Source organism: Pseudomonas linyingensis (assembly GCF_900109175.1).
GTDB classification, from domain to species: Bacteria; Pseudomonadota; Gammaproteobacteria; order Pseudomonadales; family Pseudomonadaceae; genus Geopseudomonas; species Geopseudomonas linyingensis.
The window spans coordinates 162756-180842 of record NZ_FNZE01000010.1 but is presented as its reverse complement, the minus strand read 5'-3'; the positions used below and the strand labels follow the sequence as shown (position 1 = coordinate 180842).

The 18087-nt window shown below is 65.1% G+C and carries 17 protein-coding genes; 11 read left to right on the top strand and 6 right to left on the bottom strand.

Annotated features, from left to right (window positions below):
• The first annotated feature begins 46 nt into the window (after positions 1–46).
• From BMZ19_RS13860 to BMZ19_RS13845, 4 genes are all read left to right on the top strand, one after another.
• Positions 47–514 carry an SRPBCC domain-containing protein gene (locus BMZ19_RS13860; protein WP_090311830.1) on the top strand — a complete coding sequence of 156 codons (468 nt, stop codon included), beginning with the start codon at positions 47–49 and terminating at the stop codon, positions 512–514.
• A 40-nt stretch (positions 515–554) separates the two neighbouring features.
• Positions 555–1346, top strand: coding sequence for an SDR family oxidoreductase (locus BMZ19_RS13855; protein ID WP_090311828.1), 792 nt, complete (start codon positions 555–557; stop codon positions 1344–1346).
• An 85-nt stretch (positions 1347–1431) separates the two neighbouring features.
• On the top strand, positions 1432–1887 hold the full coding sequence (locus tag BMZ19_RS13850; protein ID WP_090311913.1) for a nuclear transport factor 2 family protein: 456 nt from the start codon (positions 1432–1434) through the stop codon (positions 1885–1887).
• A gap of 235 nt (positions 1888–2122) precedes the next feature.
• Complete coding sequence (locus BMZ19_RS13845; protein WP_090311826.1) at positions 2123–3286, top strand: helix-turn-helix transcriptional regulator; 1164 nt, start codon at positions 2123–2125, stop codon at positions 3284–3286.
• 152 nt (positions 3287–3438) lie between these two features.
• On the opposite strand, the gene BMZ19_RS13840 is transcribed toward BMZ19_RS13845, so the two are convergent.
• Complete coding sequence (locus BMZ19_RS13840; RefSeq protein WP_090311825.1) at positions 3439–4197, bottom strand: glucose 1-dehydrogenase; 759 nt, start codon at positions 4195–4197, stop codon at positions 3439–3441.
• A gap of 308 nt (positions 4198–4505) precedes the next feature.
• Positions 4506–5402, bottom strand: a complete 897-nt coding sequence (locus BMZ19_RS13835) for a LysR family transcriptional regulator ArgP (protein WP_090311823.1) — start codon at positions 5400–5402, stop codon at positions 4506–4508.
• A gap of 100 nt (positions 5403–5502) precedes the next feature.
• Between BMZ19_RS13835 and BMZ19_RS13830 the strand changes: the two genes are divergently transcribed.
• Complete coding sequence (locus BMZ19_RS13830; protein WP_090311821.1) at positions 5503–6126, top strand: LysE/ArgO family amino acid transporter; 624 nt, start codon at positions 5503–5505, stop codon at positions 6124–6126.
• Positions 6127–6135: 9 nt separating this feature from the next.
• On the top strand, positions 6136–6789 hold the full coding sequence (locus tag BMZ19_RS13825; protein WP_090311819.1) for an FMN-binding negative transcriptional regulator: 654 nt from the start codon (positions 6136–6138) through the stop codon (positions 6787–6789).
• Between the two features lie 212 nt (positions 6790–7001).
• Here BMZ19_RS13825 and BMZ19_RS13820 read toward each other — a convergent pair whose 3' ends face one another.
• From BMZ19_RS13820 to BMZ19_RS13810, 3 genes are all read right to left on the bottom strand, one after another.
• The gene (locus BMZ19_RS13820; RefSeq protein ID WP_090311817.1) at positions 7002–7721 is read right to left on the bottom strand and encodes an EthD domain-containing protein; all 720 of its coding nucleotides are present in this window, start codon (positions 7719–7721) and stop codon (positions 7002–7004) included.
• A gap of 142 nt (positions 7722–7863) precedes the next feature.
• Entirely contained in the window at positions 7864–8742 is an 879-nt protein-coding gene (locus BMZ19_RS13815; protein ID WP_090311816.1) for an SDR family NAD(P)-dependent oxidoreductase, read from the bottom strand.
• 115 nt (positions 8743–8857) lie between these two features.
• The gene (locus tag BMZ19_RS13810; RefSeq protein ID WP_090311815.1) at positions 8858–10597 is read right to left on the bottom strand and encodes an FAD-binding protein; all 1740 of its coding nucleotides are present in this window, start codon (positions 10595–10597) and stop codon (positions 8858–8860) included.
• Positions 10598–11236: 639 nt separating this feature from the next.
• Here BMZ19_RS13810 and BMZ19_RS13805 point away from each other — a divergent pair.
• Positions 11237–12478 carry an NADH:flavin oxidoreductase gene (locus tag BMZ19_RS13805; RefSeq protein WP_090311814.1) on the top strand — a complete coding sequence of 414 codons (1242 nt, stop codon included), beginning with the start codon at positions 11237–11239 and terminating at the stop codon, positions 12476–12478.
• Positions 12479–12632: 154 nt separating this feature from the next.
• Positions 12633–14381: an FAD-binding protein gene (locus BMZ19_RS13800; protein ID WP_244517228.1), complete on the top strand. Its 1749-nt coding sequence runs from the start codon at positions 12633–12635 to the stop codon at positions 14379–14381.
• 110 nt (positions 14382–14491) lie between these two features.
• On the opposite strand, the gene BMZ19_RS13795 is transcribed toward BMZ19_RS13800, so the two are convergent.
• Positions 14492–15145, bottom strand: coding sequence for a cell wall hydrolase (locus BMZ19_RS13795; protein ID WP_090311810.1), 654 nt, complete (start codon positions 15143–15145; stop codon positions 14492–14494).
• Positions 15146–15451: 306 nt separating this feature from the next.
• Here BMZ19_RS13795 and BMZ19_RS13790 point away from each other — a divergent pair, with 306 nt between their 5' ends.
• The 3 genes from BMZ19_RS13790 to BMZ19_RS13780 all read left to right on the top strand — a co-directional run bounded on the left by BMZ19_RS13790 (position 15452) and on the right by BMZ19_RS13780 (position 18064).
• Complete coding sequence (locus BMZ19_RS13790) at positions 15452–16921, top strand: flavin-containing monooxygenase (RefSeq protein ID WP_090311808.1); 1470 nt, start codon at positions 15452–15454, stop codon at positions 16919–16921.
• Positions 16922–17017: 96 nt separating this feature from the next.
• Positions 17018–17530 carry a nuclear transport factor 2 family protein gene (locus BMZ19_RS13785; protein WP_090311807.1) on the top strand — a complete coding sequence of 171 codons (513 nt, stop codon included), beginning with the start codon at positions 17018–17020 and terminating at the stop codon, positions 17528–17530.
• Between the two features lie 69 nt (positions 17531–17599).
• Positions 17600–18064 carry a nuclear transport factor 2 family protein gene (locus BMZ19_RS13780; RefSeq protein ID WP_090311805.1) on the top strand — a complete coding sequence of 155 codons (465 nt, stop codon included), beginning with the start codon at positions 17600–17602 and terminating at the stop codon, positions 18062–18064.
• Positions 18065–18087: the final 23 nt, after the last annotated feature.

Sequence of the window (18087 nt, the reverse complement as noted above, 5' to 3'; positions counted from 1 at the left end):
CAGATCGCTTTTCCCCCATCAACTGAACTCCCATCAGGAGCACGTCATGGCCAAGGCCGAAAACATTGTGACCTCGATTACCGTGGAAATTGACGCCCCCGCCCGAGTGGTCTGGGAAGTGCTCGTCGATCTGGACAACTACCACGAGTGGAACAGCTTCTGTCCGAGCATTCAGTGCGGCCTGCAAATCGGCGATCCGGTGGTCATGCAGGTACGTACCCCAGATAGCGACGAAACCTTCCCGGTTCTCGAATACCTGGTGGCTTGCGATCCGGAGCAACTGCTGTCCTGGGAGCAGCGCCCCGTTCCGGAAAACATGGACGCCGCGCGCCGCGATCAGTACATCACCGCCATCGATGCCAACCGCTGCAGCTACTTCACCACGGATATTTTCCTGGGCCTGAACCAGGACACCATCATGCGCGAGCACGGTGCCTGGGTGAAAAAAGGCTTCGATCAGATGGCCCGCGACCTGAAACGACGCGCCGAACAACTGCACGCCAGCCGTACCTGAGCAGCCGAGTCCCCAACACAACAACAAGAAGGAAAGTGCCATGTTGCTGAAAGACAAAGTCGTGATCATTTCCGGTATCGGCCCTGGTCTGGGCATCAAGCTGGCCGTGCGTGCCGCCGAATACCAGGCCAAGGCCGTGGTGCTGGCCGCCCGCACGCCGGCCAAGCTGGACCAGGCCGAACAGGCCATCCGCGACGCGGGCTACGACACGCCGGTGCTGAAAGTCCCTACCGACATTGCCCAAGCCGAACAGTGCCAGAAGCTCGCCGACCTGACGGTCGAGCACTTCGGCCGGATCGACGCGCTGATCAATTCCGCCTACGCCCATGGCACTTGGGCCAGCTCCTCCGCGTCGTCCATGGACGACTGGCGCCAGGCGATGGACGTCAACCTGTTCGGCACCATGCACATGACCCAGGCCGTGCTGCCGCAGATGAAGCAGCAGCGCTCGGGCAGCATCGTCATGGTCAACACCATGGCCACCCGCACCCCCAACCAACTGGAATCCGGCTATGCCGTCTCCAAGGGCGCGCTGAAGACCGCCGTGCAGTACCTGGCCCAGGATCTCGGCCCTTTCGGCATCCGCGTCAACTCCACCTTCATGGGCTGGATGTGGGGCGCGCCGGTAATCGGCTACTTCCAGAGCGAAGCCAAGCGCCTGGGCGTCTCGATGGAATCGCTGGTCTACGAGATCGCGCAGCAGATCCCACTGCGCAAGATCCCCGAGGACGGCGACTGCGCCATGGCCGCCCTGTACCTGGCCAGCGACTACGCCAAGGTCATTACCGGTGCACAGCTGGACGTCAACGGCGGTCACTTTCTGCCTTGCTGACTAGCCGGGCGACAGGGAAGTCGCTTCCTTTCGCCACTCGCAGAATGGCCATATGGCCCTCGCCCTTCCCCTGGAGATCACTGACATGCTGGACCTCGTTGCCATCGAGCAGATCAAACAGCTCAAGGCCCGCTATTTCCGTGGTATCGACACCTGCAACCTCGAACTGCTGCGCGGCCTTTTCGCCCCCGAGGTACAGATCCGCTTCGACAGCCCGACCTACCAACTCGAACTGAACGGCCTGGAGCAGGCCATGGAGTTCTACCGCACCAGCTTCACCAACCGCCGATTCGGCATGCACAACGGCCACACCCCGGAAATTGTCGTCGACGGCGATGAAGCCACCGGCCTCTGGTACCTCAACGACGTGTTCATCAACCTCGATGAGCAGACCCTGCTTAACGGCAGCGCGATCTACGAAGATCGCTACATCAAGGTGCAGGGCGAGTGGCGCATCCTTCAGACCGGTTACAAACGGCTGCTGGAGATGATCGGCCCACTGGATGCTCAGTGGAGGATCACCTCTCAGCCGATCAACTGATTGGCGCCGACAGGCCAAACGTGTCCTGGCGGACACCCCGTCCTGTAGGGGCGAATTCATTCGCCAAGGGCAGGCCTTCGGCCTGCCCTTGGCAACATCGGGGGCCGCGTTGCGGCCCATGGCGAATGAATTCGCCCCTACAAACCTCTCTAGGCCGAACGGACGATTTGCCGGCCCCGCGGGGCGCAAATACTGGCCCCATCCAGCCTGACAACCACAACAAGCGAGGCGCGGGATGCACGAATCGTCACATGCCCATGAACTGGCGGGGCTTGACGCCCGCGAACTCAGCGACCTGCTGGCCCTGACCTACCGCGGCCCGCTGGAGCCCACGCCCTGGTCCGGCCTGCTGGAGGCGCTGCGCCTGCGCTTTCGCGCCAGCTTCATGACCCTGGTGCTGCGCAACCCCGCCCACGACCGCCCCGGGCTGATCGTCAACGCCTCGATCCACGGCCCGCACCTGCCGGGCGAGCCGTCCTACAGCGAGCACTACTATTCGATCTGTCCCTTCCTCGACTGGCCGGCGGGACAGGTGGCCAGCGCCGACCAGGTGCTGGGCGACGAGCCCTGGCTGGCCCACGACTTCTACCGCAGCTACCTGCAGCCGCTGGACCTGCGTTACGTGCTGGCGGCCAACCTGCGCACCGAGGCCGGCATGCACTGTGCGCTGTTCGCCTGCCGCGGCCATGCGGCGGCGGACTTCGACGCCGCGGAACGGGCGCTGATCGAGCTGCTCAGGCCGCACCTGCAGCAGGCGGTTGACCTGCATTCGACGGTCGACGAGCTGGACTCGGAGCGCCTGCTCTACGCCGCCACCATCGACCGCCTGTTGGTCGGCACGGCAATCCTCGACGAAACCGGTAGGGTGATGCGCAGCAACCAGGCAGCCCAGCGCCTGTTCGCCGCGCGCGATGGCCTAGAGTGTCGCCAGGAGCGGCTGCACGCCTATTCCGCCCAGGACAACCGCGATCTGCAGAAGGCCGTGCAGACGGTGCTGCAGCAGCGCCAGCAGGGCCGCGACGAGTCGGTGGAGGTGCTCACCCTGTCCCGCCCGACCGGCGAAGTGCCGCTGAACGTGCTGCTGCGCCCCATCGCCCTCAACTACGAAGGCCAGGGCAAGGCCCGGCGGCCGGCCGTGGCGGTGTTCATCCGCGACCCGAACGACTCGCCGCAGGCCTCGCGGCACCTGCTGCGCAGCCTGTTCCAGCTGACCCGCACGGAAACCGAGGTGGCCATGCTGATGATGGATGGCCTGACCCTGGACGAGAGCGCCGAGCGCCTGTGCCTCTCGCGCAACACCGTGCGCGCCCATCTGCGCGGCGTCTTCGCCAAGACCGGCGCCACCCGCCAGGCCCAACTGGTCAAGACCCTGCTCAACAGCGTCGCCGCACTGGCCTGAAAGCGAACCGCGTGCTCCCTCGGACGCGCGATACGGCGGCGCGCACAAAAAAAACCCGGCCTGGGGCCGGGTAAAAGGTGACAGAGAGGCAGTCCTGTCAGCACACGTTGGGTGTTCGGCCGGGGCGCTCAGTTGCGCCCCGGCATGACGGATCAGCAGGTGCCGCCGATCAACTGGGCGTTGTCGACGCGGATCTCCGCGCCGTTGATGAAGCGCGACTCGTCCGAGGCGAGGAACAGCACCACGTTGGCGATGTCCACCGGGGCGCACATGCGGTTCTTCGGGTCCTTTTCCAGCTCCGCCTGGGCAATCGGCCGGCCGCCGGCCAGGGCGCTGGTCATCGGCGTGTTGACGCCGTCCGGATGCACGCTGTTGCAGCGGATGCGGTAGCCCTGCTGCTTGCAGTGCGTGGCGATCGAACGGGTCATTGCCGCCACCGCGCCCTTGGACGCCGAGTAGGCGCAGAACGCCGGCATGCCGCCCAACGCCGCCAGCGAGGACATGTTGACGATCGAGCCGCCGCCGGTTTCCTTCATCGCCTGTACGGCGTACTTGCAGCCGAGGAAGTAGCCGTCGTTGTTGATGCGCTGCACCTTCTGGAACAGCTCCAGCGAGGTGTCCTCGATGGTGCCGACGGCGAGGATGGCGGCGTTGTTGACCAGCACATCGAGGCGGCCGAAGGTCGCCAGGGTGGTTTCGATCACCCGCTTCCAGTCGGCTTCGCTGGCGATGTCGTGACGCACGAACAGGGCGTCGCCGCCGATCTCGGCGGCCGCACGCTGGCCGGCCTCCTCGTTGAGGTCGGTGAGCACCACCTTGGCCCCTTCGCGGGCCAGCAGCCTGGCATCCTCCAGACCGATGCCACTGGCGGCGCCGGTCACGATGCAAACCTTGCCTTCAACTCGTTTCATTGTTGTTCTCCCGTTGCTGGATCAGCGCGGATCGAGCGCGCAATCGACTGGATTCGATTGTTGCAACGGGCGGAAGGGGCTACATCGTCTAGGGAGACTAATCCCGTTGCGCTGAGCCGCGCGTGCACTGTCCGCTTGAGGTATCCGAGGAAACGCTGAAGCAATCGTCATTCCCGCGCAGGCGGGAATCCAGAAAGTCCGTGCGGGCTCCCGCCTTCGCGGGAGCGACGCCAACTTCATTCGCAACGCAGGAAAGCGCGGCCAGGTCAGAGCCCCGTATGCGCTCGAACTGGAGCAGCGGTCAGGCGTCAGGACTGCATCAGGGCGGAATGCGCGGCGGCCAGGATCTGGCGGGTCAATCCGTCGATCAACGATGAGGCCGAGCGTCCGTACTGCCAGTGCAACGGCACGTCCAGCGGGGTGTCCGGAACCAACTCAATGAGCGAGCCATTTTCAAGATGAGCGGCGATCAACGCTTGGGGGTGCAGCCCCCAGCCCATGCCGGCTACTGTTGCCGTCACGAACGCCTGGGGCGACGGCAGTATGTGGCGGGGCAGCTCCACATGCCGGTGACACAGGCGGTGAGCCCAGCGCGCCTGCAGCTCGTCCTTGCTGTTGAAGACCAGACTGGGCGCGCGTGCCAGGCTGCCAGCGCCGACGCCATCGCCGAAATGGCGTTTCATGAAGTCCGGACTGGCCGCCGCCAGGTAGCGCATGGCGCCCAGCGGTCGACTGTTGCAGCCGAAGGCCGGGCGGGCTGAGGCGGTCACGGCGGCCAAAACCTTGCCACTGCGCAACCACTCCGACGTGTGCTCCTGGTCGTCTACCGCGACCTCCATCAGCACGGGGGCCTCGGTGGCGAATGCTGCCAGCGCCGGAGCGAACCAGGTGGCGAGGCTGTCGGCGTTCACCGCAATCGGCAAAGCAACCCTTACACCCCCCTCCGGCGCGAGCGACGGCAGGGCCTCGTGCAACTCCTGCTCAAGAAGACGCACACGGTCCACATGCTGGCAGAGGCGTCGTCCCATTTCCGTGGCAAGGCAAGGCTGCCCGCGCACCACCAGCGCACCACCGACACGTTCCTCCAATAACCGGATGCGTTGCGAAATGGCCGACGGCGTCACGCTGAGTGCGCGGGCTGCACGATCGAAGCTGCCCTCACGGACGACGGCGGCCAGTGCGGCAAGGGAAGCGTAGTCCAGCATGTGATTAGATTTTCTAAAGTCAATTTAGTAGAGATAGTTTGTCTTCATTTCATAGGGTAAGCAATCTAGGCGCATCAATCCTTTTTCAGGCATCCAAACCATGTTCTTTCCCGTTTTTACCCTGGGGTTGGCTCTGAGCCTCGGCCTCATCGTGGCGATCGGTGCGCAGAATGCGTTCGTGCTGCGCCAAGGTCTGCGCCGCGAGCACGTAGGCAGCGTCGTGCTGTTCTGTGCAATGGCAGACGCAGTGCTGATCACTGCGGGCGTCATGGGGATGGCAAAGGCTCTGGGAGAGAGCCCTGCCCTGGCGCGCGCGTTGGCGCTGGCCGGTGCCGCGTTCCTGGCGTTCTATGGGCTGCAGGCGCTGCACCGTGCGCGACAGGCGCAGCAATTGCAGGCAGCGGAGGGCGGGATGGGCCTCAGCCGCTGGGCAGCGATAGCGCAGGCGGCAGCCTTCACGCTGCTCAACCCCCATGTCTACCTCGATACGGTGCTATTGGTTGGCAGCATCGGCGCCCAACAGCCAGTACAGTTGCGCTGGTGGTTCGTCATGGGGGCTGGCACTGCCAGCATGCTCTGGTTTGGACTGCTCGGGTTCGGCGCCCGCTGGTTGGCGCCCTGGTTTGCCCGGCCACGGGCCTGGCAGGTTCTGGACGGCCTGATCGGCTTGACCATGTGGGTGTTGGCAGCCTTGCTGGTGCGCCACGGCATAAATGCTTCTTGAGGGATCGCCATGTACATTTCCAAGCACCACCAGCTCAACGACCGCGAAGTCATCTTCACACTGATGGCGTCCTATCCGCTTGGGGCGTGGGTGTGCGCTGGCACGGGCGGCCTTGTCGCAAATCATGTGCCCTTCTACCTGGATCGGAACAAAGGTCCTTTCGGCACCCTCATCGGGCATGTTTCTCGAGCCAACGAGATCTGGCGCAAATTGAGCGCCGACACCCCATCAGTGGTCATGTTCCAGGGACCACAGGCCTACATCAGCCCCGGGTGGTACCCTGGCAAAGTCGCACACGGCAAGGTCGTTCCCACCTGGAACTATGCAGTGGCCCATGCACATGGAGTGGCTCGGCCAATCGAGGATCGCGACTGGATACTCGACATGCTGAATCGACTCACGAGCGTTCATGAGGCCGGACGGCCGGTGCCCTGGCAAGTTGGCGATGCACCTGCTGACTACCTCGACAAGTTGCTCCGCGCCATCGTCGGAATCGAGATTCCCATCGACCGACTCGAGGGGAAGCTCAAGGCAAGCCAGGATGAAGATTTGCAGGACCGACTCTGCACGGTGAGCGGGTTGCAGCAAGTGCCCGATGATGAAGCCAAGTCGATGGCAGCCCTCGTTAGAAAGGCAATTGACGCCGAGACATCTGGGCAATAGCCACTGGCTCCTTCGGACAGAAAGAGGCCATCCTGCCAAGCGGACGTGCCGCACTCGAGCACGACTTCCCGGGACTACACACCCAAACCGGGCAGTTTCGGGCTGACCGGACGGGAATGCCCATCGACCATTGAATCCACATCCCGTCAAAAAACGAACCCGCAGCCCGCCCGTGGCGGACTCCGGGTTCCGGTTGCCTGCAAGCGCCGCGGTCAGACGGCCGCAGACTTGCTGATCAGGTACTGGCTGGTCGGCAGTACGTCGATCTTGTCGTAGTCGATGAAGCGGTTGCAGCTTTCCATCATGGCCGCCAGGTTGCGGCGGAATTTCTCCTCGTCGCCGGGGGCGTCGAAGAAGCTCTGCGGGTCGGTCATCGCCGCCGGCGGGAAGCACTCCTCGACGATGGCGTCGATGGCCGGCGCGCCGCGGGTCAGCGCGCGCACCACCACGTTCTGCACGTACTGGAAGTTGTCCTGGGTGTCGATCGCCACCTGGGTATGGCTGTTGTGCCAGATGTCCAGCCAGGCCTCGTGGGTGAGGCGCGGCGGGCGGCTGAGGAAGGCCAGCTGGGAGAAACCGTGGGTACGCTCGCCAAGAACGGCCGGATAACAGGTGTTGCGGATCGGCACCGACTCGGTGACCAGATAGGCGGCCAGACGCTCCACCGCGCCAGCGATGACTTCATCGAAGGGGCGACGGAACTGGGCGATGGCGCTGTCGATCCAGATCGACACGGTGCCGTCCATCAGCGGCTGCAGGTTGGCCTGGCGCAGGCCGGCGGCGGGCTCGACGGCAGCGTCGGCGACGTTGACCTGCACCCCGCGGGCGCCGAGCGCCACTAGCTGTTCGGCGACCTCGTTGCGCAGGCGGCGGGTGAATTCTTCGGGGTTGGTCTGGCGCTCGCGCCAGATGACATAGACGACTTTTTCCATGGGTACGCAGCCTCTGAAGGAATGGAACACGCCCGGAACCTTAATTCGGACGCTTGAGCAATCGGCTGTAGGGGCGAATTCATTCGCCTTGGCGGGGTAATTTGGCGAATGAATTCGCCCCTACAGTTCTGGAAATGCCCGCTCAGATCACCCGCGCCGGATGCGGAATGCGCGGCTCGCCCAGCTGTTCGCGGTAGGACGGCGGCAACCGGCCACCCTCCTCGCTGATGCCATAACCCGGGGCCAGCTCGGCGGTAATCAGGGTCTGTCCGCTCAGCCCGGCCAGGGCCGGGTCGTTGAGCAGGGCGTGGATCACCCGACCATTGAACTCGGGGGTTTCCGCCTGGGCGAGGAAGGCCTCGTACTGGTCGCGGCGCTCCTCGCCGGCAATCGCGGTGCGTTCGGTTCGCTGCGGGCCGAGCCACAGAGACAGCGCGGCGACACCGGTGCCTTCCAGGTCCACGGCCATGTCGGCGGCCAGCTTGTCGCAGCCGGCCTTCTGCGCCCCGTAGGCCGGTCCGTGCATGTAGCAGCCAGCTCCGTAGGAAGACACGAAGGTGATCAACCCGTGGCCACCGGCCACCAGCAGCGGCGCGGCGTGGTAGCTGGCGACGTAGGCGGAGCGCAGCCCCACGTCGAGGATGCCCACCAGTTCCAGCGGCTTTTCCCAGAACGGACCGGGATCGATCAGGTTCTCGTGGAGGAAGGTGGCGTTGTTGACCAACAGGTCGAGGCGCCCCTGTTCCTCGCTGACCCTCTCGAACAGCGCCTTGACCTGCGCGTCGTCGCCGTGGTCGCAGGCCACGGCGATGCCCAGTCCGCCGGCGCGGGTCACCGCCTCGGCGGTTTCCTGGATGGAGCCCGGCAGCACCTGGCCGCGCAGCTGCGAGCCGCTGGCCTTGGTGGAGCGGCCGGTCACGTAGACGATCATGCCGGCGGCGCCCAGCGCGAGCGCGATGCCCTTGCCGACGCCACGGCTGGCGCCGGTGACCACGGCGACCTGGCGATTCTCGGAACTCATGTTGGATCCTCTCGGTGGGTGTGCTGAAGGACGGCCGGGGCAACCTGTAGGGGCGAATTCATTCGCCAGAAATCCCGTCAGGGCGAATGAATTCGCCCCTACAGGGGGTTGCCATTCAGGCGATGGTCTTGGGCCGGGCGTCCGCCTTCTCCTCGGCACGGCTGCCGATATGGTTGGCCGCCAGGTAGCCGAAGGTCATCGCCGGGCCGATGGTCGAGCCGGCGCCCGGGTAGGTGGCGCCCATCACCGAGGCGGCGGTGTTGCCGATGGCGTACAGGCCGTCGATGGGCTGGCCGTTATCGGCGAGCACGCGGGCATGCACGTCGGTCAGCAGGCCACCCTTGGTGCCGATATCGCCGGCGTCGATGCGCACCGCATAGAAAGGCGCGCGCACGAGCGGCGCGAGGCAGGGGTTGGGGGTGACGCCGGGGTCGCCGTAGTAGCGGTCGAACACCGAGTCGCCCTTGCCGAAGTCGCTGTCGCGGCCCGCCTGGGCCATGACGTTGAAGCGCTCTACGGTATCGACCAGCCCCTGGGCATCGACGCCGATGGCGCGGGCCAGCTCGTCCAGGCTGCCGGCCTTGTGGATACCGCGGCGCACCTGCTCGGACAGTGCCCGGTCAGGCTGGGCGTAGCCGGGCAGCAGCGGGCCGCAGGGGTACTTGTGGCGGAAATCGGCGTCGAACACCATCCAGCACGGGATGCTGGCCTTGTGCTCGCCGTGGTTGGCGTACATGGCATAGACGATGTCGGTGTAGGGCGCGGCCTCGTTGACGAAGCGGGTACCTGCCGAGTCGACCAGGATGCAGCCCGGCAGGGCGCGCTCGACGAACAACGCGCGCGGCTTTTCCTCGCCCTCGACGTGCACGGTCGGCGCCCACCAGCTGTGATCCATCAGCGCGGTGGCGGCGCCGAGTGTCTGGCCGGCGCGGATCGCGTCACCCGTGTTGTTGGGCGGCGTAGCGCTCCACTCGGTCTGCGACGGCTGCGGGTGGTACTGGTTGCGCATGGTCTGGTTACGCTCGAAGCCGCCAGCACCGAGGATCACCCCCCGCCGCGCCTGGATGCGCAGGAGGCGGCCATCGCGCAGGACGATCGCGCCGATGACCCGGCCGTTCTCCTCGATCAGCGCCTGCAGCGGGCTTTCCAGCCACAGCGGCACCTGACGGTCGCGCAGCGAGCAGCGCAGCGCGGCGACCAGCGAGTTGCCGAGGGTGAGATAGCGGTCGCGGCGGGTGCGCAGACGGCCGGGTATGTCGCTCCAGTAGCGCCACATCACCTTGAGGGTCGCGCGCATCCAACCTGGGGCGCGGCAGATCATCACCCGCGCCTCCTTCATGGTCATGCTCATCCGCCCGAGCATCAGGGTGTTGCCCGACGGCGCGCGCATCAGCTCGAAATCGTCGCCCAGATCACGGGCGTCGAAGGGCAACGGGTCCATCGAGCGGTAGCCGCTCTTTCCGCCCTCGGCCTCGGGGTAGTAGTCGGCATACTCCGGCTGCGCCTCGAAGTGCACACGGGTCTGCAGGTCGAGGTATTCGACCATCTTGCGGGCGTTCGCCACGTAGGCCTCGATGCGTGCATCGTCCACCAGGCCGCGGGTCACCGTCTTGATGTAGCGGATGGCCTCGTCGGGCGAGTCCTGTCCGCCCAGGGCGGCGATGCGATGGTTGTCGGGGATCCAGATGCCGCCGCCGGAAATGGCCGAGGTGCCGCCGTAGCGGTCGCTCTTCTCGACCAGCAAGACCTGCAGGCCGAGGTCGTGGGCGCGCAACGCCGCGGTCATCGCCCCAGCGCCGGTGCCGACCACCAGCACGTCGCAACTGTGGTCCCAGGCGCGATTGCCTTCGCTCATAGCCTTGCTCCCAGAGTTCTTGTTTTGTAGTTCTTGTTTTGTGAGCCACAGGAAGCAGGCGCCTTGCGACCCGGCTCCCGTCAAGCGGTTATCCGGATTCTTGTCGTCGTAATCCAGCGTCACATCGTCCGATGGGACTAATCCAAAACACGCGGCAATTTCGGCAAAAAAACGGCGATCCATCGCTTAGTCCCATCGGACGATGCCCGCCCTCCGGACTCTTCACATAGTGGCCATCACCAGCAGCGCCTGCGGACAATGGCAGTCCCGGACATGCCGGCAGATTGCCCGGGCAATCTGCGGAACAACGTCTCCACGGCGCGACAGGTTGAGTGCATCTGCTTGAGCGTCTTTGCGCGGCATCCTCGAACGAGGTGCCGCGCTTTTTTATCCAGCACGGCGCGAGCCGCACGGCTGCCGGCCTGCATACTTGCGCCGGCAATAGGTCCTGTGCCGGCGGAGGACATTGCTGGCGATTAGTCTCATCGGACGAGGTCGCCGCGGCACCCGCTATCTATGGTGAGCACACAGTCACCGGGATTCCGCCGGATCCCGACCACCGAAAGCAACGGCAGGCATACTGCCCGCCAACAAGCCTTGCCACGCTTTCCAACTGCAGTCGATTCGCTGGGACTCCGCATGCACAACAACAAGAACCTGCCCGATACACCCTCGCCCTTCAGCCCGCTGAAGATCGGCCCGCTGACGCTGAAGAACCGCTTCATCAAGTCCGCCACCAACGAGGGCATGGCCAAGGGCGGCACGCCCTCGAGACAGCTGGTGCGCTTTCACGAGGCAATGGCCGCCGGCGGCACCGCGCTGACCACGGTGGCCTACTGTGCGGTGAGCCGCGACGGCCGCACCTTCACCGACCAGATCACCCTCGACCGCGACGCCGTCCCCCACCTGCGCGTGCTCACCGATGCGGTGCACCGCCACGGTGGCGCAGCCTGCGCGCAGATCACCCATGGCGGCTGCTTCACCTTCCTCGAGGAGCTGTCCACCCGCCGGCCGCTGTCGGCCAGCGGCGGTTTCAACAAGGTCGGCATCATGAGCGGGCGCTTCCTCAAGCAGGCGATGAGCGAAGCCGACATGCACCGCATCGCCGACGAGTTCGCCCAAAGCGCCCTGCTGGCCCGCGAGGCCGGCTTCGACGCCGTGGAGATCCACATGGGCCACGGCTACCTGCTCAGCCAGTTCATCTCGCCGCTGTACAACCAACGCCGCGACGACTGGGGTGGCAACCTCGAGCGGCGCCTGCGCTTCCCCTCCCTGGTGCTGCGCCGCGTGCTGGATGCGGTGGGCCGCGACCTGGCGGTGATCTGCAAGTACAGCGTCACCGAGGGGGCCAAAGGCGGCCACACGTCCGAGGACGGCGCCGCGGTGGCGCGCATCCTCGAAGGCGAAGGCGCGCACCTGCTGGTACTGAGCGCGGGGATGAACGTCGAGTCCACCACCACCCTGTTCGGCTCGTCCTTCCCCAAGGAGAACCGCGTCAGCGTCAGCAACCCCATCGTCCGTGCGGCGATGACCATCCAGAGTTTCACCGAGCCGAAGGTGGAGTTCCGCGAGCTGTACCTGCTCGAACATGCACGCAAGGTACGCGCCGCCGTGCGCATGCCGCTGGCCTATCTGGGCGGCGTGAAGACCGCCGCCAACGTGCGCCAGGCGCTCGGTGAAGGTTTCGAGGCGGTCGCCCTGGGCCGCGGGCTGATCTTCGATCCCGAGTTCGTCAACAAGATGACCGCGGGTGGCGACGGCGCCACCGGCTGCACCTCCTGCAACCGCTGCGTCGCCATGATGTACACCCCGGGCGGCACCAGCTGCGTGCTGGGCGCGCCCGGCGATCCGCAGCTCAACGCCCAGCCCGCCCGCTCCTGACCGCCCCCGGCCCTGGCCACCCCTGTAGGGGCGAATTCATTCGCCAAGCAGGCCACCGGCCTGCCCTTGGCAACCTCCGGGGCCGCATTGCAGCCCATGGCGAATGAATTCGCCCCTACAGATTGATCAACACCAATTCAAGGAGATCCCCGACGTGACCCAGCGCGATGAACCCGGTAGCCCCCACTGGTATTCCCCCGTTCGCCAGCCGGAGCGGGTGGCTGACGCCGCGAGCGTGTCGTGGGACGATGCCGCCGACTTTGTGGTGGTCGGCTACGGCGGCGCCGGCATCGCCGCCGCGCTGGAGGCCGCCGAGCAAGGACTGGAGGTCTTGGCGCTGGACGCCTTCGACGGCGGTGGCTCGACAGCGATGAACGGTGGCGTGGTGTACGCCGGCGGCGGCACCGCCGTCCAGCGCGAGGCCGGCGTCGAGGACTCGGCGGAAGACATGTTCCGCTACCTCCAGCTGGAGACCCAGGGCGTGGTCAGGGACAGCACCCTGCGCCGCTTCTGCGAGCAGAGCCCGCAGATGATCGACTGGCTGACCCGCCACGGCGTACGCTTCGACAGCACCCTGTACGCGGGCAAGACCTCCTATCCGCCGCCGGGCTACCACCTGTACCACTCCGACAGCTCGCTGTCTCCGCGCGCCGCGGCCGTCGCCCGGCCCGCCGCGCGCGGCCACAAGGTCTACTCGCCGCCCACCTCCGCCCCCATCGGCTTCGGCGTGCGCATGACCGATCCGCTGCGCGAGCAGGCCAGTCGGCTGGGCGTGCGCTTCATGGCGCAGACCGAGGTCCGCCAGCTGATCGTCGACCAGGACGACAACGTGGTGGGGGTCAGGGTTCTGCAGATACCGCCCGGCGCGGCCGCCGCGGAGTTCAGCCGGCTGATGCAGCAGGCGGCGAAATACCAGCTGATGCTGCCGGCCAGCTTCCCCGGCTCCGGCATCACCAGTGGCATCGCCCTACGCTACTGGCGCAAGGCCGAGGCGCTGAAGAGTGCGCATGCCGTCGAGCGGCGCATCCGCGCCCGCCACGGCGTATGTTTGAGCAGCGGCGGCTTCATCCAGAATCGCGCGATGGCCAACCACTATGCGCCCGGCTACGCCGACAGCATGCCGCTGGGCTCGCTGGGCGACAACGGCAGCGGCATCCGCCTCGGCCAGAGCGTCGGCGGCGCCGCCGACCGTCTCGGCCGCATCAGCAGCTGGCGCTTCCTCAACCCGCCCAAGGCCTTCGCCGAGGCTATGCTGGTCAACGCCCGCGGCGAGCGCTACTGCGACGAGATGCTCTACGGCGCCGCCATCGGCCAGGTGATGGGCGACGAGCAGGACGGCTCCGGCCTGCTGATCCTCGACCGCGCCCTATACCGCAAGGCCTGGCGCCAGGTGCGCAAGGACGACATGCTGCCGTTCCAGCGTCAGCCGGCGATCCTCGCCCTGTTGTTCGCCTCGCGCAAGGGACGCACGCTGGAGGAGCTGGCACGCAAGTGCGGCCTCGATCCCCAGGCGCTCGGCGAATCGGTTCGCGACTACAACCTGGCGGCGGCCGGCTGGCAGGCCGACCGCTTCGGCAAGGATCAGAAGGACATCCACGCCATCGCCGAGGGGCCGTTCTACGCCATCGACGTGTCGATCCGCAGCAGCCTGTTCCCGCTGTCGTCCATGACCGTCGGCGGCCTGCGCGTCGACGAGGACAGCGGCCAGGTGCTGCGTGACGACGACAGGCCGATCGGCGGGCTGTATGCCGCCGGGCGCACGGCCATCGGCCTGCCCTCGCACCTGTACATCTCCGGGCTGTCCGCCGCTGACTGCATCTTCTCCGGCCGCCGCGCCGGCGCCCATGTCGCCGGCCAGAGGGTACGGACGCAGCAGATGCAGGGACAGCTGCAGCAGGCCTGAGCCGATCTGTCGAACGGTGCCTGCGCTCGTCGCCGAGCAGCAGGCATGGCCTCAAACTCCTGGGCTGCCAGGCCGAGATGCTCGACAAAGGCTTCGATCACTACGTTTGCCTATCGCGCCGCCCCGCCACGGGGCCTGTAGAAAAGAAAATTCCGGGTTTCGGCCGTCTTGATGTATTCCTTCGCCCAGGCAGGCTTCACCGTCCTGTCGTGAAAATATAGAGCGCCATGGGTTCGGTCCCTGAGCTGCTGGTTGAGTGCCTTTCGCGCGACTTCCTTGGCAAGAGCATACCGGTCGTCTTCCTTTACCTGATCCGCACGCCCGTCACACCACCACGAAAACTGACAGCCAGGCTTTTCAGAACCTTGCTTGACCACCGCGCACACCGTGTCTGGAAAGCCTTCATGGCCCAGCCGGTTCATGACCACGTTGGCGACGGCTTCCATCTCGACAACCGCCCCGCCTTTGATTTCCCAGTAGATGCTGCGTGCAAGGCAGGTGATTGCATCGTCCAGAGGCGCTGCGCCTGCGGGATCGACCGCCTGTGCTTCGGAGGCGCTTATGGCCTCGGACTTGGGCACAGGTATCTCGCTGCCCTTCTCTACCGCTTTCTGTTCCAGGACCTGCGCCTTGTCTTCAGCTGTTTCCTGTTTTTGCTCCAGAACCTGCGCCTGGTCTTCAGCTGCTCCCTTTTTCTGCTCCTGGTCAATCGCCAAGTACAGAAGGATGATTGCGAAACAGGCAGCTACCCATATGAATCGCATGGTCCACCCTTCTGCTGAAACTGTCTTGAACAATGAAACGGTGACGTTGCAGCGCTGACTTGACCTGATTGTAGTCGCCAGACGTCGTTCAAGCCGGCCACACGGGGTCACGCACACCAAGAGAAATCCGAACGCCTCCACGATAATATCGCGACCTTGAAAAACGCCGAGGGCGCCGCTCCTGCGGGATTCGGCCGGCCCAGAGTATCCGGCCGATATCGTCCGACAGGACTAGCCGGGACCGGTCATGTTCGCCCACCCACAACCCCCTAGATTGGTCGCACCCAACAATAAAAAGGTGTGACCATGAACAGCACAACAGCAAGATCCGATCTGCGGGTGGTGGTGATGGGCGCCGGCATGGCCGGCATTCTGAGCGGCATCAAGTTGCGCGAGGCCGGCTTCGGTGACGTGACCATCTACGAGAAGGCCTCGCGCATCGGCGGCACCTGGCGCGAGAACACCTACCCCGGCCTCACCTGCGACGTGCCCTCGCACGCCTACACCTACTCCTTCGAGCCCAACCCCGACTGGAGCCGCTTCCTGCCACCGGGCGCGGAAATCCAGGAGTATTTCGAGCGCACGGTGAAGAAGTATCGGGTCGACGAGCTGATCCGCTTCAACGAGGAGATCGTCCGCTGCGAATTCGTCGACGGCCGCTGGCAGCTGGAGATGAAGAGCGGCCTGCGCGACAGCGCGGACATCGTCATCGCCGCCACCGGCGTGCTCCACCACCCCAGCTACCCGAACATCCGCGGCCTGGACAGCTTCCAGGGCGACCTGCTGCACAGCGCCCGCTGGGACCACGGCATCCCGCTGGATGGCCGGCGCATCGGCATCGTCGGCAACGGTTCCACCGGCGTACAGATCGTCTCCGCGCTGGCCGCCCGCGCCGGCAAGCTCAAGCACTTCCAGCGCACCGCGCAGTGGATCTTCCCGGTGGAAAACCTGGCGTTCAGCGAGGAGCAGAAGGCCGCCTTCCGCACCGACCGCGCCCTGCTCAAGCGCATGCAGAACGAAGAAACCTACCTGGCCAACGTCGAGCGCTTCACCAATGCGGTGCTCGACGCCAACTCGCCGGAAATCCTCGAAATCGAAGCCATCGCCCGCGACAACCTGGAGAACAGCGTCAGCGATCCGGTATTGCGCGAGAAGCTGCGCCCCACCTACCGCGCCGCCTGCAAGCGCCTGATCTACTCGCCCGACTACTACCAGGCGATCCAGCATCCGAATGCCGAGCTGGTCACCGACGGCATCGAGTGCGTCGAAGCCGGCGGCGTGCGCACCCGCGACGGCCAGCTGCACGAGCTGGACGTGCTGGTGCTGGCCACCGGCTACAAGGCCGACCAGTTCATGCGCCCGATGCAGGTGATCGGCCGCGACGGCCACACCCTCGAGACGGCCTGGGCCAAGGGGCCGACCGCCTACCTGGCGGTTTCCATCCCCGAGCTGCCCAACTTCTTCATGCTCAACGGCCCCACCGGCCCGGTCGGCAACTTCTCGCTGATCGACATCGCCGAACTGCAGTGGGGCTACATCGCCCAACTGATCGAGCTGGTGCGCAGTGGCCAGTGCCAGGAAGTCAGTGCCGCGCAGTCCGCGCTGGATGCCTACAACGTGGCCCGCAAGGAAGCCGCGCGCAAGACGGTGTTCGGCTCCGGCTGCAACAGCTGGTACCTGGACGCCGAGGGTATCCCGAACACCTGGCCGTGGTCGCAGCAGCGCTTCAAGGACGAGATGGCGGCGCCGCAACTCGACGCCTTCGTCCTGCGCTGAATGCCGAGGGGTGTCCGGCCGGCAAGGCTGGACGCCCCGAGCCGCGCCCCTATGGAGCGGCGAGGTTAAAACAAAAACAGAGATGGAGATCCGGATATGAACGACAACAAATTAGCGTCACTGGAAGCCAGGCTGGCGGATGCCGAAGCCCGATTGGCGATCATGGACCTCGAGGCGGAATACGCCCGGAGCTGGGATGCCGGCGACGCTGACGGCTGGGCGGCGGTGTTCACCAATGACGGCGTGTTCGACATGGCCGGAGTGGGCAGCCAGCCGCGGCTCGTCCATACCGGCACCAGCGAGCTGGCGGCCTTCTGCCGCGAGATCGATGCCATCTACAAGGGGCTGCATTTCATGCACCTGCCCCGGATCAAATTGGCCGGGGACACCGCATACAGCCGGGTGCACTTCCAGTGGCTCGGCCTTTTCAACCCGAACAGTCACTACCATGGGCAGCGCCAGGCTGCCGGTTACTATGACGTCACCTATCGGCGCATCAACGGCCAGTGGCGCATGCAACATCGGATGGAGAAGGCCATCACCGGGCAAACGACGGAAAACTTCGATGTATACGTCGATACGGATTTCGGTCCGAAAAATCGTGCGTAAGACCTGCGATGTGACCATGCCCATTTCTGCGCGACCTGTAGCGTTCAGAGAAAGATTCCGGAGATCGAGATGATGAGTACCGGTGAGCGAGCCGAAATGGAACTTCACTACATCCTGAGCAGGAAGCTGTTTCAATTCGGATTGGCGATCGACACCTTGAACCTCAAGGAGCTGGAAAACGTATTCGACACCCACATTGTTGGCGAATACAACGGGGTTGTCGGCCATACCAGCAGGGATCAATTCATCAGCTCCGTAGAGCTTAACCTTGGCGATGGGTCGAATTGCGGCGAAAAGCAGCACAACATAATGAATGTTCAGTTGCTTGCGTACAACGAAGAAAGCGCCACAACCCGAAGCAATTTCTACGCGATACATCAGGGGAAGAATGATTACACCGGCAAGCTGTGGAGGACTTGGGGGGAATATCTGGACACCTGGACCCTGAAGGATGGCGAATGGAGGATCTCGTTCAGAAAGTACACCACGTATTTCAATGATGGTCCCGACGAAATAAACACCCCTGCAGCCTGATCGTGGCTCGAACTCAACTGTGA